This is a genomic window from Pseudoclavibacter caeni, from assembly GCF_008831125.1.
Classification (GTDB): Bacteria; Actinomycetota; Actinomycetes; order Actinomycetales; family Microbacteriaceae; genus Pseudoclavibacter_A; species Pseudoclavibacter_A caeni.
In genome coordinates, this window is sequence record NZ_WBKA01000001.1 from 468,956 (window position 1) to 489,334 (window position 20,379).

Annotated in this window: 14 protein-coding genes, 1 tRNA gene and 1 other RNA gene; 9 read left to right on the forward strand and 7 right to left on the reverse strand. The window is 71.7% G+C overall.

Annotation, left to right across the window (positions count from 1 at the left end):
* Window positions 1-43: 43 nt before the first annotated feature.
* The 4 genes from F8O02_RS02160 to ffs all read right to left on the reverse strand — a co-directional run bounded on the left by F8O02_RS02160 (window position 44) and on the right by ffs (window position 5,245).
* Window positions 44-1,381 carry an aspartate kinase gene (locus tag F8O02_RS02160; protein WP_158035583.1) on the reverse strand — a complete coding sequence of 446 codons (1,338 nt, stop codon included), beginning with the start codon at window positions 1,379-1,381 and terminating at the stop codon, window positions 44-46.
* A 257-nt stretch (window positions 1,382-1,638) separates the two neighbouring features.
* Complete coding sequence (recR, locus tag F8O02_RS02165) at window positions 1,639-2,232, reverse strand: recombination mediator RecR (protein ID WP_158035584.1); 594 nt, start codon at window positions 2,230-2,232, stop codon at window positions 1,639-1,641.
* A gap of 160 nt (window positions 2,233-2,392) precedes the next feature.
* Window positions 2,393-4,903: a DNA polymerase III subunit gamma and tau gene (locus tag F8O02_RS02170; RefSeq protein WP_158035585.1), complete on the reverse strand. Its 2,511-nt coding sequence runs from the start codon at window positions 4,901-4,903 to the stop codon at window positions 2,393-2,395.
* A 245-nt stretch (window positions 4,904-5,148) separates the two neighbouring features.
* Window positions 5,149-5,245, reverse strand: an RNA gene (gene ffs / locus F8O02_RS02175) — signal recognition particle sRNA small type.
* 132 nt (window positions 5,246-5,377) lie between these two features.
* Here ffs and F8O02_RS02180 point away from each other — a divergent pair.
* A tRNA-Ser gene (locus tag F8O02_RS02180) sits at window positions 5,378-5,462 on the forward strand.
* 95 nt (window positions 5,463-5,557) lie between these two features.
* On the opposite strand, the gene F8O02_RS08975 is transcribed toward F8O02_RS02180, so the two are convergent.
* Entirely contained in the window at window positions 5,558-5,878 is a 321-nt protein-coding gene (locus F8O02_RS08975; RefSeq protein ID WP_179416215.1) for a hypothetical protein, read from the reverse strand.
* A 165-nt stretch (window positions 5,879-6,043) separates the two neighbouring features.
* Here F8O02_RS08975 and F8O02_RS02185 point away from each other — a divergent pair, with 165 nt between their 5' ends.
* On the forward strand, window positions 6,044-8,347 hold the full coding sequence (locus F8O02_RS02185) for a helix-turn-helix transcriptional regulator (protein ID WP_179416214.1): 2,304 nt from the start codon (window positions 6,044-6,046) through the stop codon (window positions 8,345-8,347).
* 12 nt (window positions 8,348-8,359) lie between these two features.
* On the opposite strand, the gene recQ is transcribed toward F8O02_RS02185, so the two are convergent.
* The gene (gene recQ / locus F8O02_RS02190) at window positions 8,360-10,408 is read right to left on the reverse strand and encodes a DNA helicase RecQ (protein ID WP_218859505.1); all 2,049 of its coding nucleotides are present in this window, start codon (window positions 10,406-10,408) and stop codon (window positions 8,360-8,362) included.
* Between the two features lie 407 nt (window positions 10,409-10,815).
* On the opposite strand from recQ, the gene F8O02_RS02195 reads away from it, so the two are divergent.
* Window positions 10,816-11,973: a pseudouridine synthase gene (locus F8O02_RS02195; RefSeq protein WP_218859503.1), complete on the forward strand. Its 1,158-nt coding sequence runs from the start codon at window positions 10,816-10,818 to the stop codon at window positions 11,971-11,973.
* Here F8O02_RS02195 and F8O02_RS02200 read toward each other — a convergent pair.
* Entirely contained in the window at window positions 11,952-12,539 is a 588-nt protein-coding gene (locus F8O02_RS02200; protein ID WP_158035587.1) for a deaminase, read from the reverse strand. The two genes, F8O02_RS02195 and F8O02_RS02200, sit on opposite strands and share 22 nt — an antisense overlap.
* A gap of 399 nt (window positions 12,540-12,938) precedes the next feature.
* Between F8O02_RS02200 and dnaK the strand changes: the two genes are divergently transcribed.
* The 6 genes from dnaK (at window position 12,939) to F8O02_RS02230 (ending at window position 20,269) form a co-directional block, all read left to right on the forward strand.
* Window positions 12,939-14,798 carry a molecular chaperone DnaK gene (gene dnaK, locus F8O02_RS02205; protein ID WP_158035588.1) on the forward strand — a complete coding sequence of 620 codons (1,860 nt, stop codon included), beginning with the start codon at window positions 12,939-12,941 and terminating at the stop codon, window positions 14,796-14,798.
* A 12-nt stretch (window positions 14,799-14,810) separates the two neighbouring features.
* A complete protein-coding gene (locus F8O02_RS02210) occupies window positions 14,811-15,494 on the forward strand; it encodes a nucleotide exchange factor GrpE (protein WP_158035589.1) in 684 nt (227 codons plus the stop codon).
* A gap of 123 nt (window positions 15,495-15,617) precedes the next feature.
* Window positions 15,618-16,625 (forward strand): DnaJ C-terminal domain-containing protein, encoded by a 1,008-nt coding sequence (locus F8O02_RS02215; RefSeq protein ID WP_158035590.1) that lies wholly within the window; start codon window positions 15,618-15,620, stop codon window positions 16,623-16,625.
* Window positions 16,626-16,640: 15 nt separating this feature from the next.
* Window positions 16,641-17,060 carry a heat shock protein transcriptional repressor HspR gene (locus F8O02_RS02220; RefSeq protein WP_158035591.1) on the forward strand — a complete coding sequence of 140 codons (420 nt, stop codon included), beginning with the start codon at window positions 16,641-16,643 and terminating at the stop codon, window positions 17,058-17,060.
* Between the two features lie 193 nt (window positions 17,061-17,253).
* Window positions 17,254-18,684 (forward strand): allantoinase AllB, encoded by a 1,431-nt coding sequence (allB, locus tag F8O02_RS02225; RefSeq protein WP_158035592.1) that lies wholly within the window; start codon window positions 17,254-17,256, stop codon window positions 18,682-18,684.
* Window positions 18,685-18,796: 112 nt separating this feature from the next.
* Window positions 18,797-20,269, forward strand: coding sequence for a flavin-containing monooxygenase (locus F8O02_RS02230; protein WP_158035593.1), 1,473 nt, complete (start codon window positions 18,797-18,799; stop codon window positions 20,267-20,269).
* Window positions 20,270-20,379 lie beyond the last annotated feature (110 nt).

The following is a 20,379-nucleotide window of genomic DNA, read 5'->3' on the forward strand; positions in this document are numbered from 1 at the left end:
CGTCCGCCGGGCCGGCACCCGCCGGGGCGGTGCCTGTGTCGGGTCAGCGCCCGGTGCCGCCGTAGACGACGGCCTCGCCGTCGGCGTCGAGCCCGAAGGCGGTGTGCACGGCGCGCACGGCCTCGTCGAGGCTGTCGAGGCGGGTGACGACCGAGATGCGGATGTCGCTGGTGGAGATCATCTCGATGTTGATGCCCTGCTCGGCGAGCGCGCTGAAGAAGCGGGCCGAGACGCCGGGGTGAGTGCGCATCCCCGCGCCGACGATCGCGAGCTTGGCGATCTGGTCGTCGTAGACGACCGAGTCGAAGCCGAGGTCGGCCTTGTGCCGGTTGAGCGCGGCGACCACGCGGGGGCCGTCGCCGGTGGGCAGGGTGAACGAGATATCGGTCAGCCCGGTCGCAGCGGCCGAGACGTTCTGCACGATCATGTCGATGCTCGTGCCCTCGCCCGCGACGAGGTTGAACAGCTGGGCGGCCCGGCCGATCGTGTCGGGCACGCCGATGACGGTGATCTTGGCCTCGTTCTTGTCGGTGGCGACCCCGGTGATGACGGGTGCTTCCACGGTGTCCTCCTCTTTCTGTGCGGGGTCGACGGCCGGCGCAGCCCGGTTCAGGTCGACGGCGCGGCGCAGTCGCCGGGCCTCGGCGCGGGTCTCGGCGACGATGGTGCCCTGCTTGCTGCTGAACGACGAGCGCACGTGCAGGGCGACATGGTGGCGGCGGGCGAACTCGACGGCGCGGATGTAGAGCACCTTCGCGCCGGAGGAGGCCAGCTCGAGCATCTCCTCGCTGGTGATGAAGTCGAGCTTGTGCGCGGTGGGCACGACGCGCGGGTCGGCGGTGAACACGCCGTCGACGTCCGTGTAGATCTCGCACACGTCCGCGTGCATCGCCGCGGCGAGGGCGACGGCGGTGGTGTCGCTGCCGCCGCGGCCGAGGGTCGTGATGTCGCCGGTGCCGCGGTTGAAGCCCTGGAAGCCGGCGACGATGGCGATCGCGCCCTCCTCTATCGCCTTGAACACGCGCTTCGGAGTGACGTCGACGATGCTTGCGTTGCCGTGGATGGCGTCGGTGACGAGCCCGGCCTGCGACCCCGTGAACGATCGCGCCTCGACGCCGAGGCTGATGATCGCCATCGCGAGCAGCGACATGGAGATGCGCTCGCCGGCGGTGAGCAGCATGTCCATCTCGCGTCCGCTCGGCGTCGGGGTGACGGAGTGGGCGAGGTCGATGAGATCGTCGGTGGTGTCGCCCATGGCGCTGACGACGACGACCACGTCGTTGCCGGCCTTCTTCGTCTGCACGATGCGCTTGGCGACGCGCTTGATGCCCTCGGCGTCGGCGACCGACGAGCCGCCGAACTTCTGAACGATGAGTGCCACGCTTGAGGTTCCTGTCTGCCTTCGTGTTCGTGCGGCCCGCGGGCGGCGGCGTCGCGGGACGTCAGTCGCACCGGTCGCCCCGTGGCGTTCGCGTCCTCGCGCGGCACGCCCGGGCGCGGGCCGTGCCTTTCAGTCTAGCGGGCCGGGTGGCGGGTGGACGCCGGTGGGCGCGTCCGGCCGGTGCATCCGGGATGCGCGGAGCAGACGGCTCGGCGTGAGGGGAGGACGTCTCGGAAGGGGCGGTGGCGCGTGGCGGGTCAGATGGCGCGGCGGCCCTCGAAGGCCCGGCCGAGGGTGACCTCGTCGGCGTATTCGAGGTCGCCGCCGACGGGCAGGCCGGAGGCGAGGCGGGTGACCTTCACGTCGAGGTAGCCGAGCTGGCGGGCGAGGTAGGTGGCCGTCGCCTCTCCCTCGAGGTTGGGGTCGGTGGCGATGATGATCTCCTTGACGGTGCCGTCGGCGAGGCGGGGCATGAGACTCGTGATGCGCAGCTGCTCGGGGCCGATGCCGTCGATGGGGCTGATCGCGCCGCCAAGCACGTGGTAGAGGCCGTGGTACTCGTGGGTGCGCTCGATGGCGGCGACGTCCTTGGGCTCCTCGACGACGCAGATGACCGACCGGTCGCGGCGGGGGTCGGTGCACACGCTGCACTGCTCCTGCTCGGTGAGGTTGCCGCACACACTGCAGAAGTGGACGTGCTCGCGCACGGCGGCGAGGATGGTCGCCAGGCGGGATGGGTCGTAGTGCTCGTCCTGCACGATGAAGAACGCGATGCGCTGGGCGGACTTCGGCCCGATGCCGGGCAGCCGGCCGAGCTCGTCGATGAGATCCTGGATCAGCCCCTCGTACATGTGCTCCTCGTCGTTCTCGTCGCTATCGTGGTGCCTGTCTGCCGCAGGGCGGCCGGTCGGCCCGTGCGTGCCGGCCTGCCGGTGGGTGCTGGCCGGGCGGGTGCCTGCCGGCGGATGCGGGGCCGGCCATGCGCCGGTCGACGCCGCCGGCCAGCGCCGCTCACTGCCCGTCGATGGGTTTCGCGTGCAGCATCTCGCGCAGCACGGCCTCGCCGTACCGGGCGTGGTGCTGTGGGGTCACGGAGGCGGGCGCATCGTCGTCCGGCTCGGCCGGCGCGGCGGATGCGGGAGTCGCCGGCCCCGCGGGTGCGGCGGGTGCTGCAGGCTCGGGCGCCACTGGTGTGGGCGCTGCAGGGTCGGTGGGCGTGGTCGCGGCTGGCGTGCCGGAACCCGTGGGCCGTCTGGAGCTCGGGGCCGCGTTCCGGGAGGCCGGCCCCGCGGATGCAGCCGGTGCGCCACAGCCGGCGGGTCGCGGCGCGTAGCCGGCGGCGTCCGGGTTGTCACCGTAGTCGTCCGGCTCGGGCGGCAGCTCTTCCGGCCAGGGTGCCGGTGCCGGGGCGGGGCTCTGGGAGCGCTGAGGCCGGGTGGTCGACGAGGCCGATTTCGACGTGCGCCGGGCGGTGTGCGCCGTCGAGGCGGGAGCGGCCGGCGTCGCGGCCGTCGTCCCCGCAGCGGGGGCGGGAGCCTGAGAGATGGGGGCGGGAGCCTGCGCAGCAGGAGTGGGCGCCTGCGATGCCGGGGTCTGCGGCGTGGTGGTCGGCCGCTGCGGGGCCCGGCCTGGGGCGTGGGCACGGAACCGCATCCGCACGCCGAACACCTGCTGCAGCGCCTCGCGCACCCCGTCGGCCGCGGCATGGGAGGTCGCTCCGCGGCTGCTGCGGAAGTTCTCGGCATCGGTGGCCGAGGCGAAGCTCAGGGTGAGGATGTCGCCATCGAGAGCCTGGGGCCGTGCGTTCGTCGCGACGATCCACGCCCGACGGTTGTGCTGTGCGAGGGCGGCGAGCACCTGATCCCATCCGGCCTGGACCTGGGCGATCGTCAGCGGGGTCGCCGAGACCGGGCCTGCCGCGGCCGGGGCGGTGGCGGCCTGGGCCGCCGGTGTCGATGTCGGCGTGGGCTGAGCCATCGGAGCGGCTGGCCTGGTGGCCGGCTGCGCGGGTGCCGTCGCATCGGCTGGCTCTGTCGAAGCCGATGTCGATGCGGGGGCCGCTGTGGCGGCCGCGGGTGCGGAGGGTGCGGCCCCTGCTGGCGGGGGCGCGGACGGTGCGGGGCGAGCGGGAGCACCGGATGCAGAGGTGGCCGGTGCGGACGAGGCGGGTGCGGGTGTGCCGGGCCCGGCCGGTCCGGCCGCGCTCGAGGGAGGCAGGGCCGCGCTCGCGGCCGTCGGCGCGACAGCGGCCGGCCGGGCGGGCGCTCCACCGGCCGGGGCCGACCCCGTGCTCACCGCGGGCTGCGCCGGCGCCGCGGCACGGACGGGGGTGGGGCTGCCGGACGGGGCGGTGGGTGCGTCCACCCCGATGCGCCGTTCGAGGCGCTCGATGCGGCTGAGCGCACCGGTCTCGGCCGTGTCGGCCGCAGGCACGAGCAGCCGGGCGCACATGAGCTCCAGCTGCATGCGAGGACTCGTGGTGCCGCCCATCGTGTCGAGCGTGTCGCTGACGGTGTCGGCGGCGCGGGAGAGATCGGCCGGGCCGAAGTCGCGTGCCTGCCGACGCAGCGTGTCGAGTTCGTCCTGCGCCGTGCCTCGCAGGATCGCCGGCGCCTGGTCGGGGGCGGCCTTGACGACGATGAGGTCGCGCAGCCGCTCGAGCACGTCCTCGGCGAACCGCCTGGGATCCTGCCCGGTCTGGATGACTCGGTCGACGCTCGTGAACAGTCGCTGCGCGTCGCGGGCGGAGATCGCGTCGGCGACCTCGGCGAGCAGGTCGGAAGGCGTGTAGCCGAGCAGGCCGATCGTGCGCGCGTACGAGATGGTGGCGTCCTCGCTGCCGGCGATCAGCTGGTCGAGCACCGAGAGCGTGTCACGCACAGAGCCCCCGCCCGCGCGCACGGCCAGCGGCAGCACGCCCGGCTCGGCGGTGACCTGCTCGCGCGCCAGGATGCTCTCGAGGAACGGCAGCATCGTGGCCGGTGGCACGAGCCGGAAGGGATAGTGGTGCGTGCGCGAGCGGATCGTGCCGATGACCTTCTCGGGCTCGGTCGTCGCGAAGATGAACTTCACGTGCTCCGGGGGCTCCTCGACGAGCTTCAGCAGCGCGTTGAAGCCCGCGGCCGTGACCATGTGCGCCTCGTCGATGATGAAGATCTTGTAGCGGTCGCGCGCCGGGGCGAACACCGCGCGCTCGCGCAGGTCGCGGGCGTCGTCCACGCCGCCGTGGCTGGCCGCGTCGATCTCGATCACGTCGAGCGAGCCGGGCCCGCCGGTGGCCAGGTCGCGGCAGCTCGGGCACTCGCCGCAGGGAGTGTCCGTCGGCCCCTGCGCGCAGTTGAGGCACCGGGCGAGGATGCGCGCCGAGGTCGTCTTGCCGCACCCGCGCGGTCCGGAGAAAAGGTACGCGTGGCCGACCCGGTCATGGCGCAGGGCGGTCATCAGCGGCGCCGTCACCTGCTCCTGACCGATCAGGTCGGCGAAGGTGTCCGGGCGATAGCGTCGATACAGTGCGGTGACCACGTGAACAGCGTACCCGCCGGGGCCGACATCGAACGGGCCCGGTATGCCCTGTGAGCGAACGCGCGCGGGCGGGGATGGCGTGGAGAGTCTGGTCGGTCGCAGAGGCGTGGCCGGGGCGCGGAACACGGCGCGTGCCCAGAGGCGGCCGGCATGGCGGGCAGGTCTCGAGACGGGGTGCGTGCCCGGAGAAGGACGGGGCGGCCGGCAGGCTTTCGAGGCGGAGCGCGTCGGCGGACTCGGGGCATGAAAGCGGCCCCTCGCGCACCCGGCAGAGCCCGGTTACCCTTGCTGCGTCTCCGCCCTGGGGGAGTTGGCCTGGATGCTGTCGCACGAGGGGCCGAAAGACAGTGTAGCAGGGCGGGTAGGAGCCGTGCCGCCGGTCGACGTGCACGAGGCGGCGTCGTCAGGTAGACTGCACGAGTTGCCGCGTGCCGGGTTCGTTGTCTCCACATCGATCGGCGGGCGGGACGACCTGGAGGATTCGCCTAGTGGCCTATGGCGCACGCTTGGAAAGCGTGTTGGGTGAAAGCCCTCGGGGGTTCGAATCCCCCATCCTCCGCACTGTGCTCCAGAGGCGTGTCGCGGGGCCCATCCCTCGGGCATCGCCGAGGTGTCACACATGGCCGGGCCTGATCGCACGGTGCTGGAAGCGCTTCAGGATCGATGACGCGCCCGGTGAGTCAGGGAGCTGTGATGGACTATGCAGGAAGCCGTCCCACCGGTCGCGCAGTGCGTGAACGGGTGCTCGACCGACTCGATCGCTCCGCCCCGCTCACCATCATCGAGGGTCTGCCGGGCGTCGGCAAACAGGCCTTGATCCGACAGCGTGCCGAGCAGCTCCGCGCGCGACGTGGTGCCGATGCCCGTCGCGTCGTGTGCATCGAATTCCCTCAGACCCCAGTTGGTGACGCCCAGGCCCTCGCCCTGGCTGCAGAGCAGTTCGCCGAGCAGGTCGGGCAGGATCTCGCCCAGCATGCCCGGGAGGATCCCAGAATCGATCACCTTCTTCGAGGGCGTGCTGATCTCGCTCGTTTCGAACGGGACCTCCCCACCCTGTTGCACGACTGGGCCGGGACACAGATCTGTCTCGTCGCTTACGAGTGGCAGGCCTCGCCGACACTGGATCGCATCATCATCGCCATGGTGCGCAGCGGAGTCGACGTGCTCTGCTCACTGCTCGACGCGTCAGGACTTCGTGCGACCGCGTCCGTCGCTCGCCTGAGCCTGACCGTGATCGGTGATGGCGAGCTCGTCTTCCGCGATGAGGAGATCGGGATGCTCGCCGCATACTTCGGGATGCGCCCCACTGCTGAGCTGATCGGTCGTGTGCACGAGCTCACGGCAGGACATCCGCTCGCCACGGCGATGACGCTGCTGCGCGTCGCCGGAATCGAGCGGATGATCTCGGATGGCGACGACGTGCGGGTGGTGATTGGCGGGGTCGAGCGCGACTGGGCTCATGCCGTGGACCTGCAGACGCCCGCGCCAGAGACCAGGGCACATCTTCGCGAGGTGAGCGCCGCCCAGGTGGGTCGAGCTCAGCTTGTCTCTGCTGTCGGCCTGATGCGGTATGCGACGGTGGGGTTCCTCGAGCTGCTGCGCGCGCCTCAGGGCGAGAGTCCGTTCCTGCGGGTCATGGCCGGGCTGATCGCGGTGCCCTCGGCCGATCTCGACGCGCTTGAGGAGGTCCTGCCAGGTGCGCTGCATGCCGTCGACCGGTTGCGGGCAGCCGGATACGTCCGTCTCGAGTACCGGCCCAGCACCGGTGGACTCTTCCACTGGCACGAGGGAATGCGGACGGTCATCCCCGAGTGGTCGCGCAGTCTGCCGCATCGGAACGCGGACACCGCCGCGGAGTTCGTCACTCGACTGGTGGGATGGTATGGCGAGCACGGACGGCCAGAGGCCGCGGTCGCCCTGTTGCAGGACGTGGGGGGACCAGCGGAGCTCGAGACGTTCGTCACCGCGCATTTCACCGACATGATCTGGACGCGTCGGGTGCACGGCTTCGCCCCGATGCTCGCACTGTCGGACGAGCGGCGTGCCGAGCTGCCCATGTGCACCATCCTGGCTGCGCTGGAATCCTACCGGACGATTCGGGAGGACCCCGGACTCACGCGTCGCGCGATGCTGGTGTTCCCGATCCTGGAAGATCGCATGCGGAACGGGACCCCTCCGGAGCGGCTGCGCAGCGCCTTGGGCATCGTCGTCGGCTGCGCCGCGCTCGACCTCTGGGAATCGCATGGCGAGGCGGTCGACATCGTCGCACGTGCCACAGCCGAAGCCCTGCACAGAGGGCTGTGCACTGGAGGCGAGGCCGGTCGCACCGACCTCATCGTGGGAACGATCGCGATCATCCGAGGGGATCTCACGCTCGCGCGCACGCTGCTGCTGCGAGCACTCGCGGAAGGGACGGACGAACAGGGGCGTCTGGTCGCCCGGCTTGGGATCAGCGTGCTGGAGGGCTACTTCGCCCAGCAACTGCTGCCGGACGATGCACGTCTCCCCGATGTATCGGAGACGGAGATGATGCTCGCCGGTGATGACCTCTCGGCTTGGGGATCGGTGGCCGAGCTCGCAGCACTCGCCAGATCATGGAACGCTGTGTGGCACGGTGACTATCGCACCGGGCTCGACGTGATCAGACATCTCGTGCTCGGGCAAGACCGGGTGATCGTGCAGCCGTTCGTCTCCTGGAGCTACAGTCTCCAGCTGCTGCTGGCCGGACAGGCGGACGAGGCGCTGGGCGTCTGGTCTGAGGTGGCCCGTCGGAAAGGTGAGAAGGCCCCTGTCCCGGGCCGGCATCTGCTCGGACACGTTCTCGCGGCGCTCGCTGCGGGGCGCCCGGGCGAGGCCGTGGACCTGATCGAGCCTCACAAAGACGACCTGGCCGATCCGCTGGTGCGGCTCGCTCGTGCGGTCGTGGATTCCGGCACCGGCCGTCCAGTGTCGACGGACGAGCTCGTCGAGGGGACGAGCTTGTCGCTCGTGCCGCGTGCCCGGACGCTGCTGCAGACGCTCACAGCGCTGCAGCGTCTGCAGGCCGATGACGCTGACGGCGCGGTGGCCCTGCTCAACGGAGTCGAGGCGACGTCCTCCTCCGGCGACATCGAGTTCGCGCTGCGCTTCGCCTCGCGCAGGGACGTCGTCGAAGCCGTGGACCGGATCGGCTCCCGGCTGTCCGACACCCTGCGGATCATGCTCTCTGACGCGGTGGAGGTACCTCATGTGCTGACGTCTCCCATCCCGCTCGCCCGACTGACCCAGACGGAGCGTCAGGTGCTCGTTCTGGTGGCAGAGGGCCTGACGAATCGGGACATCGCCGAGCGGATGTACCTCTCTGTCAACACGGTCAAGACCCATCTGACAGGGGTGTACCGAAAGCTGCGTGTCAACGGGCGTCATGCCGCCGCCGAGGCGGCCCGCAACGCCGGTCTCGTGTGAGCCGCCTCATCGTCAGAAGTCTGCGACGATCTCCAGCACCGCCTCGCCATACGCCTCGAGCTTCGCGCGGCCCACGCCGCTGACCTCGGCCAGCTCGGCCGTCGAGTGCGGCTGCGACCGGGTGATGCCCCGCAGTGTCGCGTCGTTGAACACGATGTACGCGGGCACGCCCTGTTCCTTCGCCTGTGCGGTGCGCCACGACCGCAGGCGCTGGTACAGCGGCTCCAGCGCCTCGGGCAGCGGCTCGGCATCCTGCGCGCCGCGGCGGCCGGTGGGGTGACGGGACGCCCCGCCCGCCCGGCCGATCACGTCGCGGCGCAGCTCCAGCGTCCGCTCGCCGCGCAGCACAGGCACCGCCGCCTCAGTGATCGTGAGCACCGCGTACCGGTCGCTCGCGATGCGCAGGTAGCCCAGTGCGAGCAGCTGGCGGATCACCGCCCGCCACTGGGCCGTGGAGAGCTCGCCGCCGATGCCGAACGTCGAGAGCGTGTCATGGCCCTGCTGGCGCACCCGGTCGGTCTCGTGGCCGAGCAGGATGTCGATCAGGTGCCCCGCTCCGTACCGCTGGTGGCGGTCGCGCTCGAGGCGCACGATCGTCGACATGAGCTTCTGCGCCGGTATCGTCGCGTCGAAGCGCTCCGGCGGGTCGAGGCAGGTGTCGCAGTTGCCGCACGGCTCGCTCACCTCGCCGAAGTGGGCGAGCAGCCGAACCCGCCGGCAGTCGAGCGTCTCGCACAGGGCGAGCATCGCGTCCAGCTGCCGGCGCTGCACCTCGCGGTGGGCGGCGTCCCCGGCCCCGCGCTCGATCATCTGGCGGCGGCGGACGACATCCTCCAGCCCGTATGCCATCCACGCGGTCGCGGGCAGGCCGTCGCGTCCCGCCCGCCCGGTCTCCTGGTAGTACCCCTCGATGCTCGCCGGCAGGTCGAGATGCGCGACGAACCGCACGTCGGGTTTGTCGATGCCCATGCCGAACGCGATCGTGGCGACCATCACGAGGCCGTCCTCGCGCAGGAACCGGGCCTGGTTGCACTGGCGGGTCTCGGCCGGCAGCCCCGCGTGGTACGGCAGTGCGGGGATGCCGTGGTCGTTCAGCGCGGCCGCGGTGCGCTCGACCCCGGCCCGCGACAGACAGTAGACGATGCCGGCGTCGGGACGAGGGGCGGTGGTGCTGGTGTCTGCGGGGTGCATGTGCTCGGCGGTGATGAACGACACCAGCTGCTCGATCGGCCGGTGCTTCTCGACGATGCGGTACTGGATGTTCGGCCGGTCGAAGCTCGAGACGAACCGCCGCGCGCCCTGCAGGCCCAGCCGCTGGACGATCTCCTCGCGCGTCTGCACGGTCGCCGTCGCGGTGAGCGCGATGCGCGGCACCCCGGGCCACCGCTCGTGCAGGGCGCCCAGCCGCAGATAGTCGGGGCGGAAGTCGTGCCCCCACTGTGACACGCAGTGCGCCTCGTCGATCGCGAACAGCGCGAGCCCGGGGCCGGTCGCGACACGACCGAGCAGGTCGAGCGTCTCGGTGTGGGCGAGGCGCTCCGGGGCGAGGTAGAGCAGCTTCAGCCGGCCGGCCAGCGCCTCCTGCATGATCATGCGCTGCTCGTCCGGGGGCAGCGACGAGTTGAGCGCCGCCGCGGGCACCCCGTTCGCGGTGAGGGCCGCGACCTGATCCTGCATCAGCGCGATGAGCGGCGAGACCACGACGGCCACCCCCGGCCGCAGCAGGGCGGGCACCTGGTAGCAGATCGACTTGCCGCCGCCGGTGGGCATGAGCACGAGCGCGTCGTCGCCGGCGGCGACATGGGTGACGATCGCGGCCTGGTCGCCGCGGAAGTCGGGGTACCCGAACACGTCGTGCAGCACGCTCCTGGCCCGGGCGAGGAGAGCGGGGTCGGGGGTGGGGGCTGTGGGCGCGGAGTGCGGCGCTGTGGCGGTGGGCGCTGGGGCGGGGGGCTGTGCTGTGGTGGGTGCGGGTGGTGTCATGGGGGTGCTGCCCTGCGCCATCGCGTCCTCGTGCCCCGGTGTCGGTGCGGTGGCGTCATACGGGGTGGGGCGGGGCATGCGGCCATGCTACGCGCCGGGGCTGACATCGCTGTCGAGACGGTCTCCTCTGCGGGGTCGGTCGACCTCCCCGGGGAGAAGGAGGGGGCGGTCGTCCGGGGCGAACGGCCTTGGGCGGCCGATTGCCATGCGGGACCGGGGACAACGCGGACGCGGTATCCAACCTCCTGCACCGCGGCGCTCGACCTCCTGCACTCGGGCGTCCGGTTCCCAGGTGGCAGGGAGGAGCGGCGCCGTGTGGGCAGGAATGCCGCTGGGCACGATGACGTGCGCACGAACGCAGCCGGCTGGCTCCATGAGTGCACGAACGCCCGAACCGTCGATCGAGATCGCGAAGATGCTCGTTCCCGACGACACCAATGCGCGGATGCTTCGGGCGGTGCCGGCCGCATCCGTAGGATGGCCGGGTGACCAGCGTCCCCGACCGACCCCAGGGTGCGACCGTGCCGGCCGGGTGCGGCGTCCGCCGCGTGGTGACCCCGCCGCCGTGCCACCGTCCCGACCACCGCGACCCGGCCACTCTCGCCGCATGGGTCGCCGGACGGTTCCCCGCGCACGCGGCCCGGATGCTCGCCGAGGGACGCTGCCGCCACGACGACGGCACACCGGTCGGCCCTGCCGAGCCGTATCGTCCGCGGACGGCGCTGTGGATCGTGCGCGACCTGCCCGCGGAGCCGCACGTGCCGGGTGCGCTGCACGTCGTCCACCGTGACGAGCGGCTCGTGGTCGTGGACAAGCCGCCGTTCCTCGCGACGATTCCGCGTGGCTCGCACGTGCGCGAGACCCTGGTCGCCCGGCTGCGCGACGAGCTGGGCCTGCCCGAGCTGCAGCCGGTGCACCGCCTCGACCGGCTCACCAGCGGGCTCGTCGTCTGCACGACCGAGCGGCGGTGGCGCGGGGCATACCAGATGCTGTTCCAGCGCCGTGACGTGCGCAAACGGTACCTCGCGCTCGTGCTGGCGGCGGACGCCGCGGCCGCTCCCGCCGATGCGGCGCGCGACCGCCTGCGCACCCGGCTGCTCGCGGGCGAGGAAATCGAGGTGTGCTCCCGCATCCGGAAGCGGCACGGCGTCTGGCAGGCGGAGGAGGTGCCGGGCGACCCGAACGCGATCACCCGGATGCGGCGCGTCGACCGGCCTGATGCGGTGCCCGCTCGCGGCAGGTCGGCGGATGCGACGGGCGCGGATGCGGCTGCCGAGGCACTGTCGTCGGGGCGCTCGGCTTCGATGCTGACGGGCTCGGCGGAGGACACGGCGGTCGAGGGCCTGCCGGGCGTGGCGTCCACCGCGGGGCGTGCCCTGATCGCGCTCGAGCCGCACACCGGGCGCACCCATCAGCTGCGGGTGCACCTGGCGTCGCTCGGGCTGCCCATCGCGGGCGATCCGCTGTATCCGACGGTGCGGGAGGCCTGGCCGGGGGGCCCGCCGGCGGACGACCCGGCTCATCCGCTGCAGCTGCTCGCCGTCGCTGTGGCGCTCCGTGATCCGGTCGACGGTCGGCTGCGTCGGTTCACCGCGCGACGGACGCTGCCGGTCGCGCCGGCTCAGCCGCGCGCCGGGTTATAGACGAGCGGGTCGCTCGCCCGGTAGCGGCGGAAGACCTCGATCGCCTCGGGCTTCGCCTGGTCGTCGAGCACCTCGATGCCGCGCTGGTGCATCTGCTCGGCCCAGTCGTCGCGCATCGGGCCCTCGTTGAAGCCGGTGTACTCGGTGATCTCGTCGCCGGATCCGGCGATCGCGAGCACACGCACACCCGCCCAGATCGTGGCGCCGTAGCACATCGCGCAGGGGCGCCAGTTGACGTCGAGCTCGATCTCGCCGGCGCTGAGATCCCAGCTGGCCAGGGCGGTCTGCGCGAGCGAGAGCGCCGTGACCTCGGCGTGGGCGCTCGACAGATTCGACGAGAGCACGAGGTTCACGCCGGCGGAGACGAGCCGCTCCTCGGCGAGGTCGTAGACGAGCGCGGCGAACGGACCGCCGGAGCCCTCGCGGAAGTTGCGCTCGGCGAGCACGTTCGTCAGGGTGATCCGGTTGGCGCGCTCGGTGAGCGGCGGGGCGAAGGCGGCGACCTCCTCGGCCACCCAGGCGGGCAGGTCGGCGCCGAAGTGATCGGGCAGCACGGGCTGACTCATGGGGTCTCCTTCTCCAGTCTCCGCAGGGCTCGGTGGCAGGGCCCAGCGGTCCTCCACCCGGGGCGGACGGGCCTCGGGACGCTCGGGGCCGGATCCGGTCGGACGCGTGCCCCGGGCTGTGGCGGTGTCGGGCTGTTCACCCATGGCTTCACCGTCGAGGCGCAGTCTACGGATGCGGTGTCACGGCCGTGTTACGTCGAGATGCCACGTCCGACTGCGGGCTGATTTGAACCTGAGCCGAGTCGACTCAGGTTCGTCGGAATAGTTTGACACCTCTCCGCCGTTGTGTAATCCTGAGCGTGCGGGACTCAAGAACGAGTCCCGGAAGAGACTTGGTCCGCGGGAGCCTCCCGCGGACGTGAACGTGGCCCGGCTCGTCCGGGCGGAAGGGAATCACATATGTCACGTGCAGTCGGCATCGACCTGGGCACCACCAACTCGTGCGTCGCGGTCCTCGAGGGCGGCGAGCCGAAGGTCATCGCGAACGCGGAGGGCTTCCGCACCACCCCGTCGGTCGTCGCCTTCGCGAAGGACGGCGAGGTGCTGGTTGGCGAGACCGCGAAGCGTCAGGCGGTCACGAACGTCGATCGCACCATCGCCTCGGTCAAGCGCCACATGGGCACTGACTGGAAGACCGCCGAGATCGACGGCAAGCGGTACACGCCGCAGGAGATCTCGGCCCGCATCCTCCAGAAGCTGAAGGCGGACGCCGAGGCCTACCTGGGCGACAAGGTCACCGACGCGGTCATCACCGTGCCCGCGTACTTCAACGACGCGCAGCGCACCGCGACCAAGGAGGCCGGCGAGATCGCCGGGCTGAACGTCCTGCGCATCATCAACGAGCCGACCGCGGCCGCGCTGGCTTACGGGCTCGACAAAGGCAAGGAGGACGAGCTCATCCTCGTCTTCGACCTCGGCGGCGGCACCTTCGACGTGTCCCTGCTGGAGGTCGGCAAGGACGACGACTTCTCCACCATCCAGGTGCGCGCCACCGCCGGTGACAACCACCTCGGCGGCGACGACTGGGATCAGCGCCTCGTCGACTACCTGATCAAGCAGTTCAAGGAGTCCACCGGCGTCGACGTCTCGGGCGACAAGATCGCTCTGCAGCGGCTCAAGGAGGCCTCGGAGCAGGCGAAGAAGGAGCTGTCGAGCCAGACCACCGCGCATGTGCAGCTGCCGTACCTCTCGCTGACCGAGAGCGGGCCGGCGAACCTGGACGAGTCCATCACCCGGGCCAAGTTCGAGGAGCTCACGAAGGACCTGCTCGAGCGCACCGACAAGCCGTTCCACGACGTGATCAAGGAGGCCGGCATCAGCGTCTCCGACCTGAACCACGTGGTGCTGGTCGGCGGCTCGACCCGCATGCCCGCCGTCGTCGACGAGGTCAAGAAGCTCACCGGCGGCAAGGAGCCGAACAAGGGCGTCAACCCCGACGAGGTCGTCGCTGTCGGCGCGGCCATCCAGGCCGGCGTGCTGAAGGGCGAGCGCAAGGACGTGCTGCTGATCGACGTCACCCCGCTGAGCCTCGGCATCGAGACCAAGGGTGGCATCTTCACGAAGCTCATCGAGCGCAACACGGCCATCCCGACCAAGCGCAGCGAGACCTTCACCACGGCCGAGGACAACCAGCCGTCCGTGGCGATTCAGGTGTTCCAGGGCGAGCGCGAGTTCACCCGCGACAACAAGAGCCTCGGCACCTTCGAGCTGACCGGCATCGCGCCGGCCCCGCGCGGCGTGCCCCAGATCGAGGTGACCTTCGACATCGACGCCAACGGCATCGTGAAGGTCTCCGCGAAGGACAAGGGCACCGGCAAGGAGCAGGTGATCACCATCGAGGGCGGCTCGGGCCTGTCGCAGGACGACATCGACCGGATGGTCAAGGAGGCCAAGGAGCACGAGGAGGACGACAAGCAGCGCCGCGAGGCAGCCGAGCTGCGCAACAACGCCGAGCAGCTGGCCTACTCGATCGAGAAGCTGATCAAGGACAACGATGAGAAGCTGTCCGACGAGGTCAAGACCGAGGTCGGCGCCGACGTCGAGGCCGTCAAGAAGGCCTTGGAGGGCTCGGACGACGACGCGGTGAAGGCCGCGTTCGACAAGCTCAACGAGTCGCAGGTCAAGCTCGGCCAGGAGATCTACAAGGCCTCCCAGTCCGAGGGTCAGCCCGCGGCCGGCGACGAGAAGAAGTCGTCGGGCTCGGACGATGACGATGTCGTCGACGCCGAGGTCGTCGACGACGATGACGACAACAAGTAAAGGCGGTCGATGATGGCTGACACCACGGGATCGGCTCCACAGGACGAGCCGCGGGACGAGGACGCGCAGACGCCCGAGACCGCGCAGGGCGCCTCGGAGCAGTCCGCGGACACGTCGTCGGCCGCGTCGACTGCGGGGACCGCGGAGGGCGCCACGGCGTCCTCCGCCCCCGCCGGAGACGACGGCGCCGACGCGGGTGCGGACGCCGCGACCGGCGAGACCGGCGAGACGGCCGCGGACGAGACGTCACCGGATGCCGAGGAAAGCGGGGAGTCCTCACGCGAGGACAAGCTGCTCGACGAGCTGCAGCGGCTCGCCGCCGAGTACAAGAACTACCGGCAGCGCACCGAGGCCCAGCGCGAGCGTGACCACGCGCTCGCGGTGGGTGATGCGGCCAAGCGGCTCTTCCCGGTCTTCGATGATCTGGACCGCGCCGAGCAGGCCGGCGACCTCGCCGAGGGCAGCGCGTTCGCGACCATCGCGAGCAAGCTGCGCGGCGTCGGGGAGGGGCTTGGCCTCGAGCGCTTCGGCGCGAAGGGCGAGCCGTTCGACCCGAACCTGCACGAGGCGGTGCTGCAGCAGCACAGCCCCGACGTGCACGAGCTCGTCATCGGCGAGGTCGTGCAGCCCGGGTATCGCATCGGTGACACCCTGCTGCGCGCGGCCAAGGTGGTCGTGCTCGCACCGGCCGAGTGATCGCACGGCTGATGCGGATGCGCGTCGGGCGCGGGTGCGGAGACGCCCCGCGCCCGACGCGCATCATCGGGCCCGTGACCGGGCCCGCAGAGGAGCGATCAGTGACAGAAGGAGGCGACCTGCATGGCGAGTCAGGACTGGCTTGACAAGGATTTCTACGCCGTGCTCGGGGTGTCGAAGGACATCTCGGACGCCGATCTGAAGAAGACGTACCGGAAGCTGGCCAGGAAGTATCACCCTGACGCCAACCCGGGTGACCAGGCGGCGGAGACGAGGTTCAAGGAGATCAGCGAGGCGTACTCGGTGCTCTCTGATCCGAAGCAGCGCAAGGAGTACGACGCGATCCGCGCGATGGGCGGCGGCGCGCGCTTCACCGCGGGCGGCGCAGGCCAGGGCGCGGGCGGGTTCGAGGACCTGTTCGGCGGCCTGTTCGGCGGCGGGCAGCCCGGAGGGCAGCGCATCCGCTTCCAGACCGGCGGGCCCGGCCAGGGCGCGGGCGCGTATCAGGACCTGTTCGGCGGCCTGTTCGGCGGCGGGCAGCCCGGCGGCGGGTTCGGCGGGTTCCAGCCCGGCCCGGAGCGCGGGCGCGACGTCAAGGCCGAGGCGCGGCTGACGTTCGCCCAGGCGGTGCACGGGGCGACGGTGTCGCTCGCGTCGCCGCAGGGGCGCATGGTCAAGACGAAGATCCCCGCGGGCGTGCGCGACGGCCAGCGCATCCGGCTGCGCGGCAAGGGCGAGCCCGGGCGCGCCGGCGGCCCCGCCGGCGACCTGCTCGTCACCGTGCACGTGGCGGAGCATCCCGTGTTCCGCCGCGAGGGCGACGACCTGCGCATCGAGCTGCCGGTGACCTTCGCGGAGGCCGCGCTCGGCGCGACGGTCGAGGTGCCCACCTACGGCGGCGATCCGGTGAAGGTGCGCATCCGGCCGGGCACGCCGTCCGGCCGCGTGCTGCGCGTGAAGGGCCACGGCGTGCACACGCGCCGGCACACCGGCGACCTGCTCGCCGAGGTGCAGATCGTGGTGCCGCAGAAGCTCAGCGCGGCGCAGCGGAAGGCCCTGGACGCGTTCGTCGCCGCAGGCGACGACGTCGACCCGCGTGCCGGGCTGGTCGCCGACGCGAAGCGGGAGTGACGGAGAGGTGGTGACATGATGGCAGACGCGACACAGCGGCTGTTCAGCATCTCCACGGCAGCGCAGCTGGCCGGCATGCACCCTCAGACGCTGCGGCAGTACGACCGGATCGGGCTCGTGCGGCCGCAGCGCACCGCCGGGCGCTCGCGCCGCTACTCGCTGCGCGACGTCGTCCAGCTGCGCGAGGTGCAGCGGCTGTCCAACGAGGGCGTGAGCCTCGAGGGCATCCGCCGCATCCTCGACCTGGAGAATCAGGTGCACCGGCTGCAGCAGCGTGTGGGCGAGCTGGAGACCGCGCTCGCCGATGCGCTCATCTACCGGCCCGGTGCCCGCACCTTCGCCGCCGGCGTGGCCGGCGAGGTCGTCACCCTCGACCAGGGGCGGCGGCGCGTGCTCACGGGCGGCGAGATCGTCGTCTGGCGGCCGGGGCCTTGACCGGGCCTCTCGGGCAGGACTCGCCTGGGTTCGCGTCAGGACTCGCGGCGGTGTGGCGCGGAGCTCACGGCGGGGCTCGCGGCAGAGCTCGTGTCAGGGCGGCGCGGAGCCCACGGCGAGGCGGCACGGACGGTAACGCGGCGGAAACATGTGGGCAACCCCCGAGCAAGGGATAAGTCATAGCTTTACCTGCATGAGCTCCACACCGCGTCAACCGGATCAGACCCCGTCACGACAGAGCCGCCCGCCGCGCACCGTCGCCGCGGAGCTCGCCCTCGTCGACGGCGTGTTGCAGCCGGCGATCGTCACCCTCGACCGGGGGCGCATCGTCGCCGTGGCCGCGCGGCCCCTCTCGGCCGCCGACCGCCGCGACGCCGACCTCTTGGTCGCCGCCCCGCGGGTGCTGCTGCCCGCGCTCGTCGACACGCACGTGCACGTCAACGAGCCCGGGCGCACCGAGTGGGAGGGCTTCGACACCGCGACGGCCGCGGCCGCGGCCGGGGGCGTGGGCACGATCCTCGACATGCCGCTCAACTCGATCCCCGTCACGACCACGGTGCGGGCGCTGCAGGTCAAGCGTGCCGTCGCCGTCTCCCAGACGCATGTGAACGTCGGGTTCTGGGGCGGGGCGGTGCCGGACAACCTCGGCGCCGGCCAGCTGGCCCGGCTGTGGGAGGCCGGCGTGTACGGGTTCAAATGCTTCACCTCGCCGTCGGGCGTCGACGAGTTCCCCGCTCTCGACGACGACCAGCTGCTGCGCGCGGCGGCCGAGACCGCCGAGCTCGACGCCCCGCTCATCGTGCACGCCGAGGACCCGGACCTGCTCGCGCCGCAGCGCGCCGAGAGCACCGTCTACGCGGACTTCCTCGCCTCCCGGCCGGATGCGGCGGAGACCTCCGCGGTCACCCGCGTCATCGACGCGGCCCGGCGCACCGGCGCCCGGGTCCACATCCTGCACGTCTCGAGCGCCCGCCTGCTGCCGCTCATCGCGCAGGCCCGAGGGGAGGGGGTGCGGATCACCGCCGAGACCTGCCCACACTACCTCACCCTCGCCGCCGAGGAGATCCCGGACGGGGCGACCCAGTACAAGTGCTGCCCGCCGATCCGCGACGAGCGCAACCGCGAGGCCCTCTGGCAGGGGCTCCTCGACGGCACGATCGACTGCGTGGTGAGCGATCACTCGCCGGCCACCGCCCGCCTCAAGCTCGGCGCGGACGGGGACTGGGCCCGGGCCTGGGGCGGCATCGCCTCGCTGCAGACCGGGCTGGCCGCCATGTGGACGAGCGCACGCGGCATGGGGATCCCGCTGGAGCGGGTGGCGGCATGGATGGGCGAGGCGCCGGCGCGACTGTTCGGGCTGGCCGGGCGGGGCGTGATCGCCGTCGGCGCCGCGGCGGATCTCGCCGTGTTCGATCCCGAGGCGGAGCTCCCGGTGGACGCCGCCGAGATGCAGTACCGCAACCCGGTCACCGCCTGGGACGGGCGGACGCTCACCGGTCAGGTCGATGCCACGATCGTCGGCGGACGGCTGGTGTGGACCGCCGAGGGCGGGGTCGATCGCGGTGTCATCCGCCCGCTGCTGCGACGCGGCGCCGGAGTTCACACAGTCGAGTCGTGCGCGTAACCATGGTGAAACGCCCCCGGACCACACTGTTCACTGATCACTTAACAGGTCGCCGCGGTCGCGTCGACGGTCAGGCGTGGCCCGGTCGGCCACGGGCTCGAGGAGGGTGCAGATGACGGACCAGGCAGCACGGCAGCGGCTCGAGGATCTCACCGAGCGGGTGCGTCGCGAGATCGAGCTGACCGGATACGCGGAGCGGGACTGGATCCCGCATCGGGGCGACGACCTCGACGTGCTCATCGTGGGCGCCGGTCAGGCCGGGCTCGCACTGAGCTTCGCGCTGCGCCGGCTGGACGTGACCCGGCAGCTCGTCGTCGACGCCGCGCCCGCCGGCCGCGTCGGCCCCTGGAACACGTACGCGCGGATGCACACGCTGCGCACCCCGAAGCGGCTGCGCTGGGCGGATCAGGGCGTGCCGTCGCTCACGCCCCGAGCCTGGTACGAGGCCCGGTTCGGGCCGGACCGCTGGGACGAGCTGACCTTCATCCCCCGACTCGACTGGAACGACTACCTGGAGTGGTACCGCACCACGTTGCGGCTGCCGGTCGAGCACGAAACCCGGGTGATCGCCGTGCACCGGCCGACGACGCCGGACGGGCCGTTCGCCGTCGAGCTCGAGCACGACGGCGGCACCCGCACCGTCCTCACCCGGCGGATCGTCTTCGCCACCGGGCTCGAGGGCGCCGGAGACAGGAACGTGCCGCAGGGGCTCTTCGGCCACCTGCCCCGCCGGCTGTGGGCGCACACCGACGACGACATCGACTTCGCCGCGCTGCGCGGCCGTCGCGTGGGCGTGCTCGGCGGCGGGGCCAGCGGGTTCGACAACGCCGGCTGCGCCCTCGAGGCCGGAGCCGCCGAGGTGCGCTCGTACATGCGCCGACCGCGGATGCCCGTCGCCAACCCCCTGCGCTGGATGGAGTTCGCCGGCTTCCTCGAGCACTACGCGGACTGGGACGACGCGCACAAGTGGTCGTTCACCAAGCGCGTGCTCGACGTGGACCAGCCCGCGACGCAGACCTCGCTGTGGCGGTGCTTCGCTCATGACAACTTCTCGCTGTCGTTCTCGTCGCCCTGGCGGTCCACGCGCGTGGACGGCGACGGGGTCATCGTCGACGTGAACGGGACGGAGGAGCGCTTCGACTTCCTCATCGCGGCCACGGGCGTGAGCGTTGATCTCGCCCTGCGCCCGGAGCTGGCCGAGTTCGTCGACGACATCGCACTGTGGGAGGAGCGCTACACCCCGCCCGCGGGCGAGGAGGCGCCGGCACTCGGCCGCTACCCCTACCTCACGGACGGGTTCGCCTTCCAGCCGAAGGCAGGGCACGACGCCCCCTGGCTGGGCCGACTCTTCCACTTCGCGCAGGGCGCGCGGGTGACGATGGGGATCACCGGCCACCAGCTCTCCGGCCTGCCCGCCGGTGTCGACCGGCTGGTCTGGCATCTCACCCGTGACGTGTTCGTCGAGAACGACGACCAGGTGCTCGCGGACTTCTTCGCCTATGACGTGCCGGAGCTGACGAACCTCGGCCCACAGCCGGCGGGCACGCCGCCCCGGCAGACGAGCCCGCGCACCCCGGACCGCTGACGTCCGGCGCGGCCGCCGTCCTCGGCGCCGGGCCAGCAGGCCGACGACAGGGATGCCGATGGGTGCGGACCCGGCTGACGTCGGCCCTGCGGGAGGTGGCGCTGATGCCC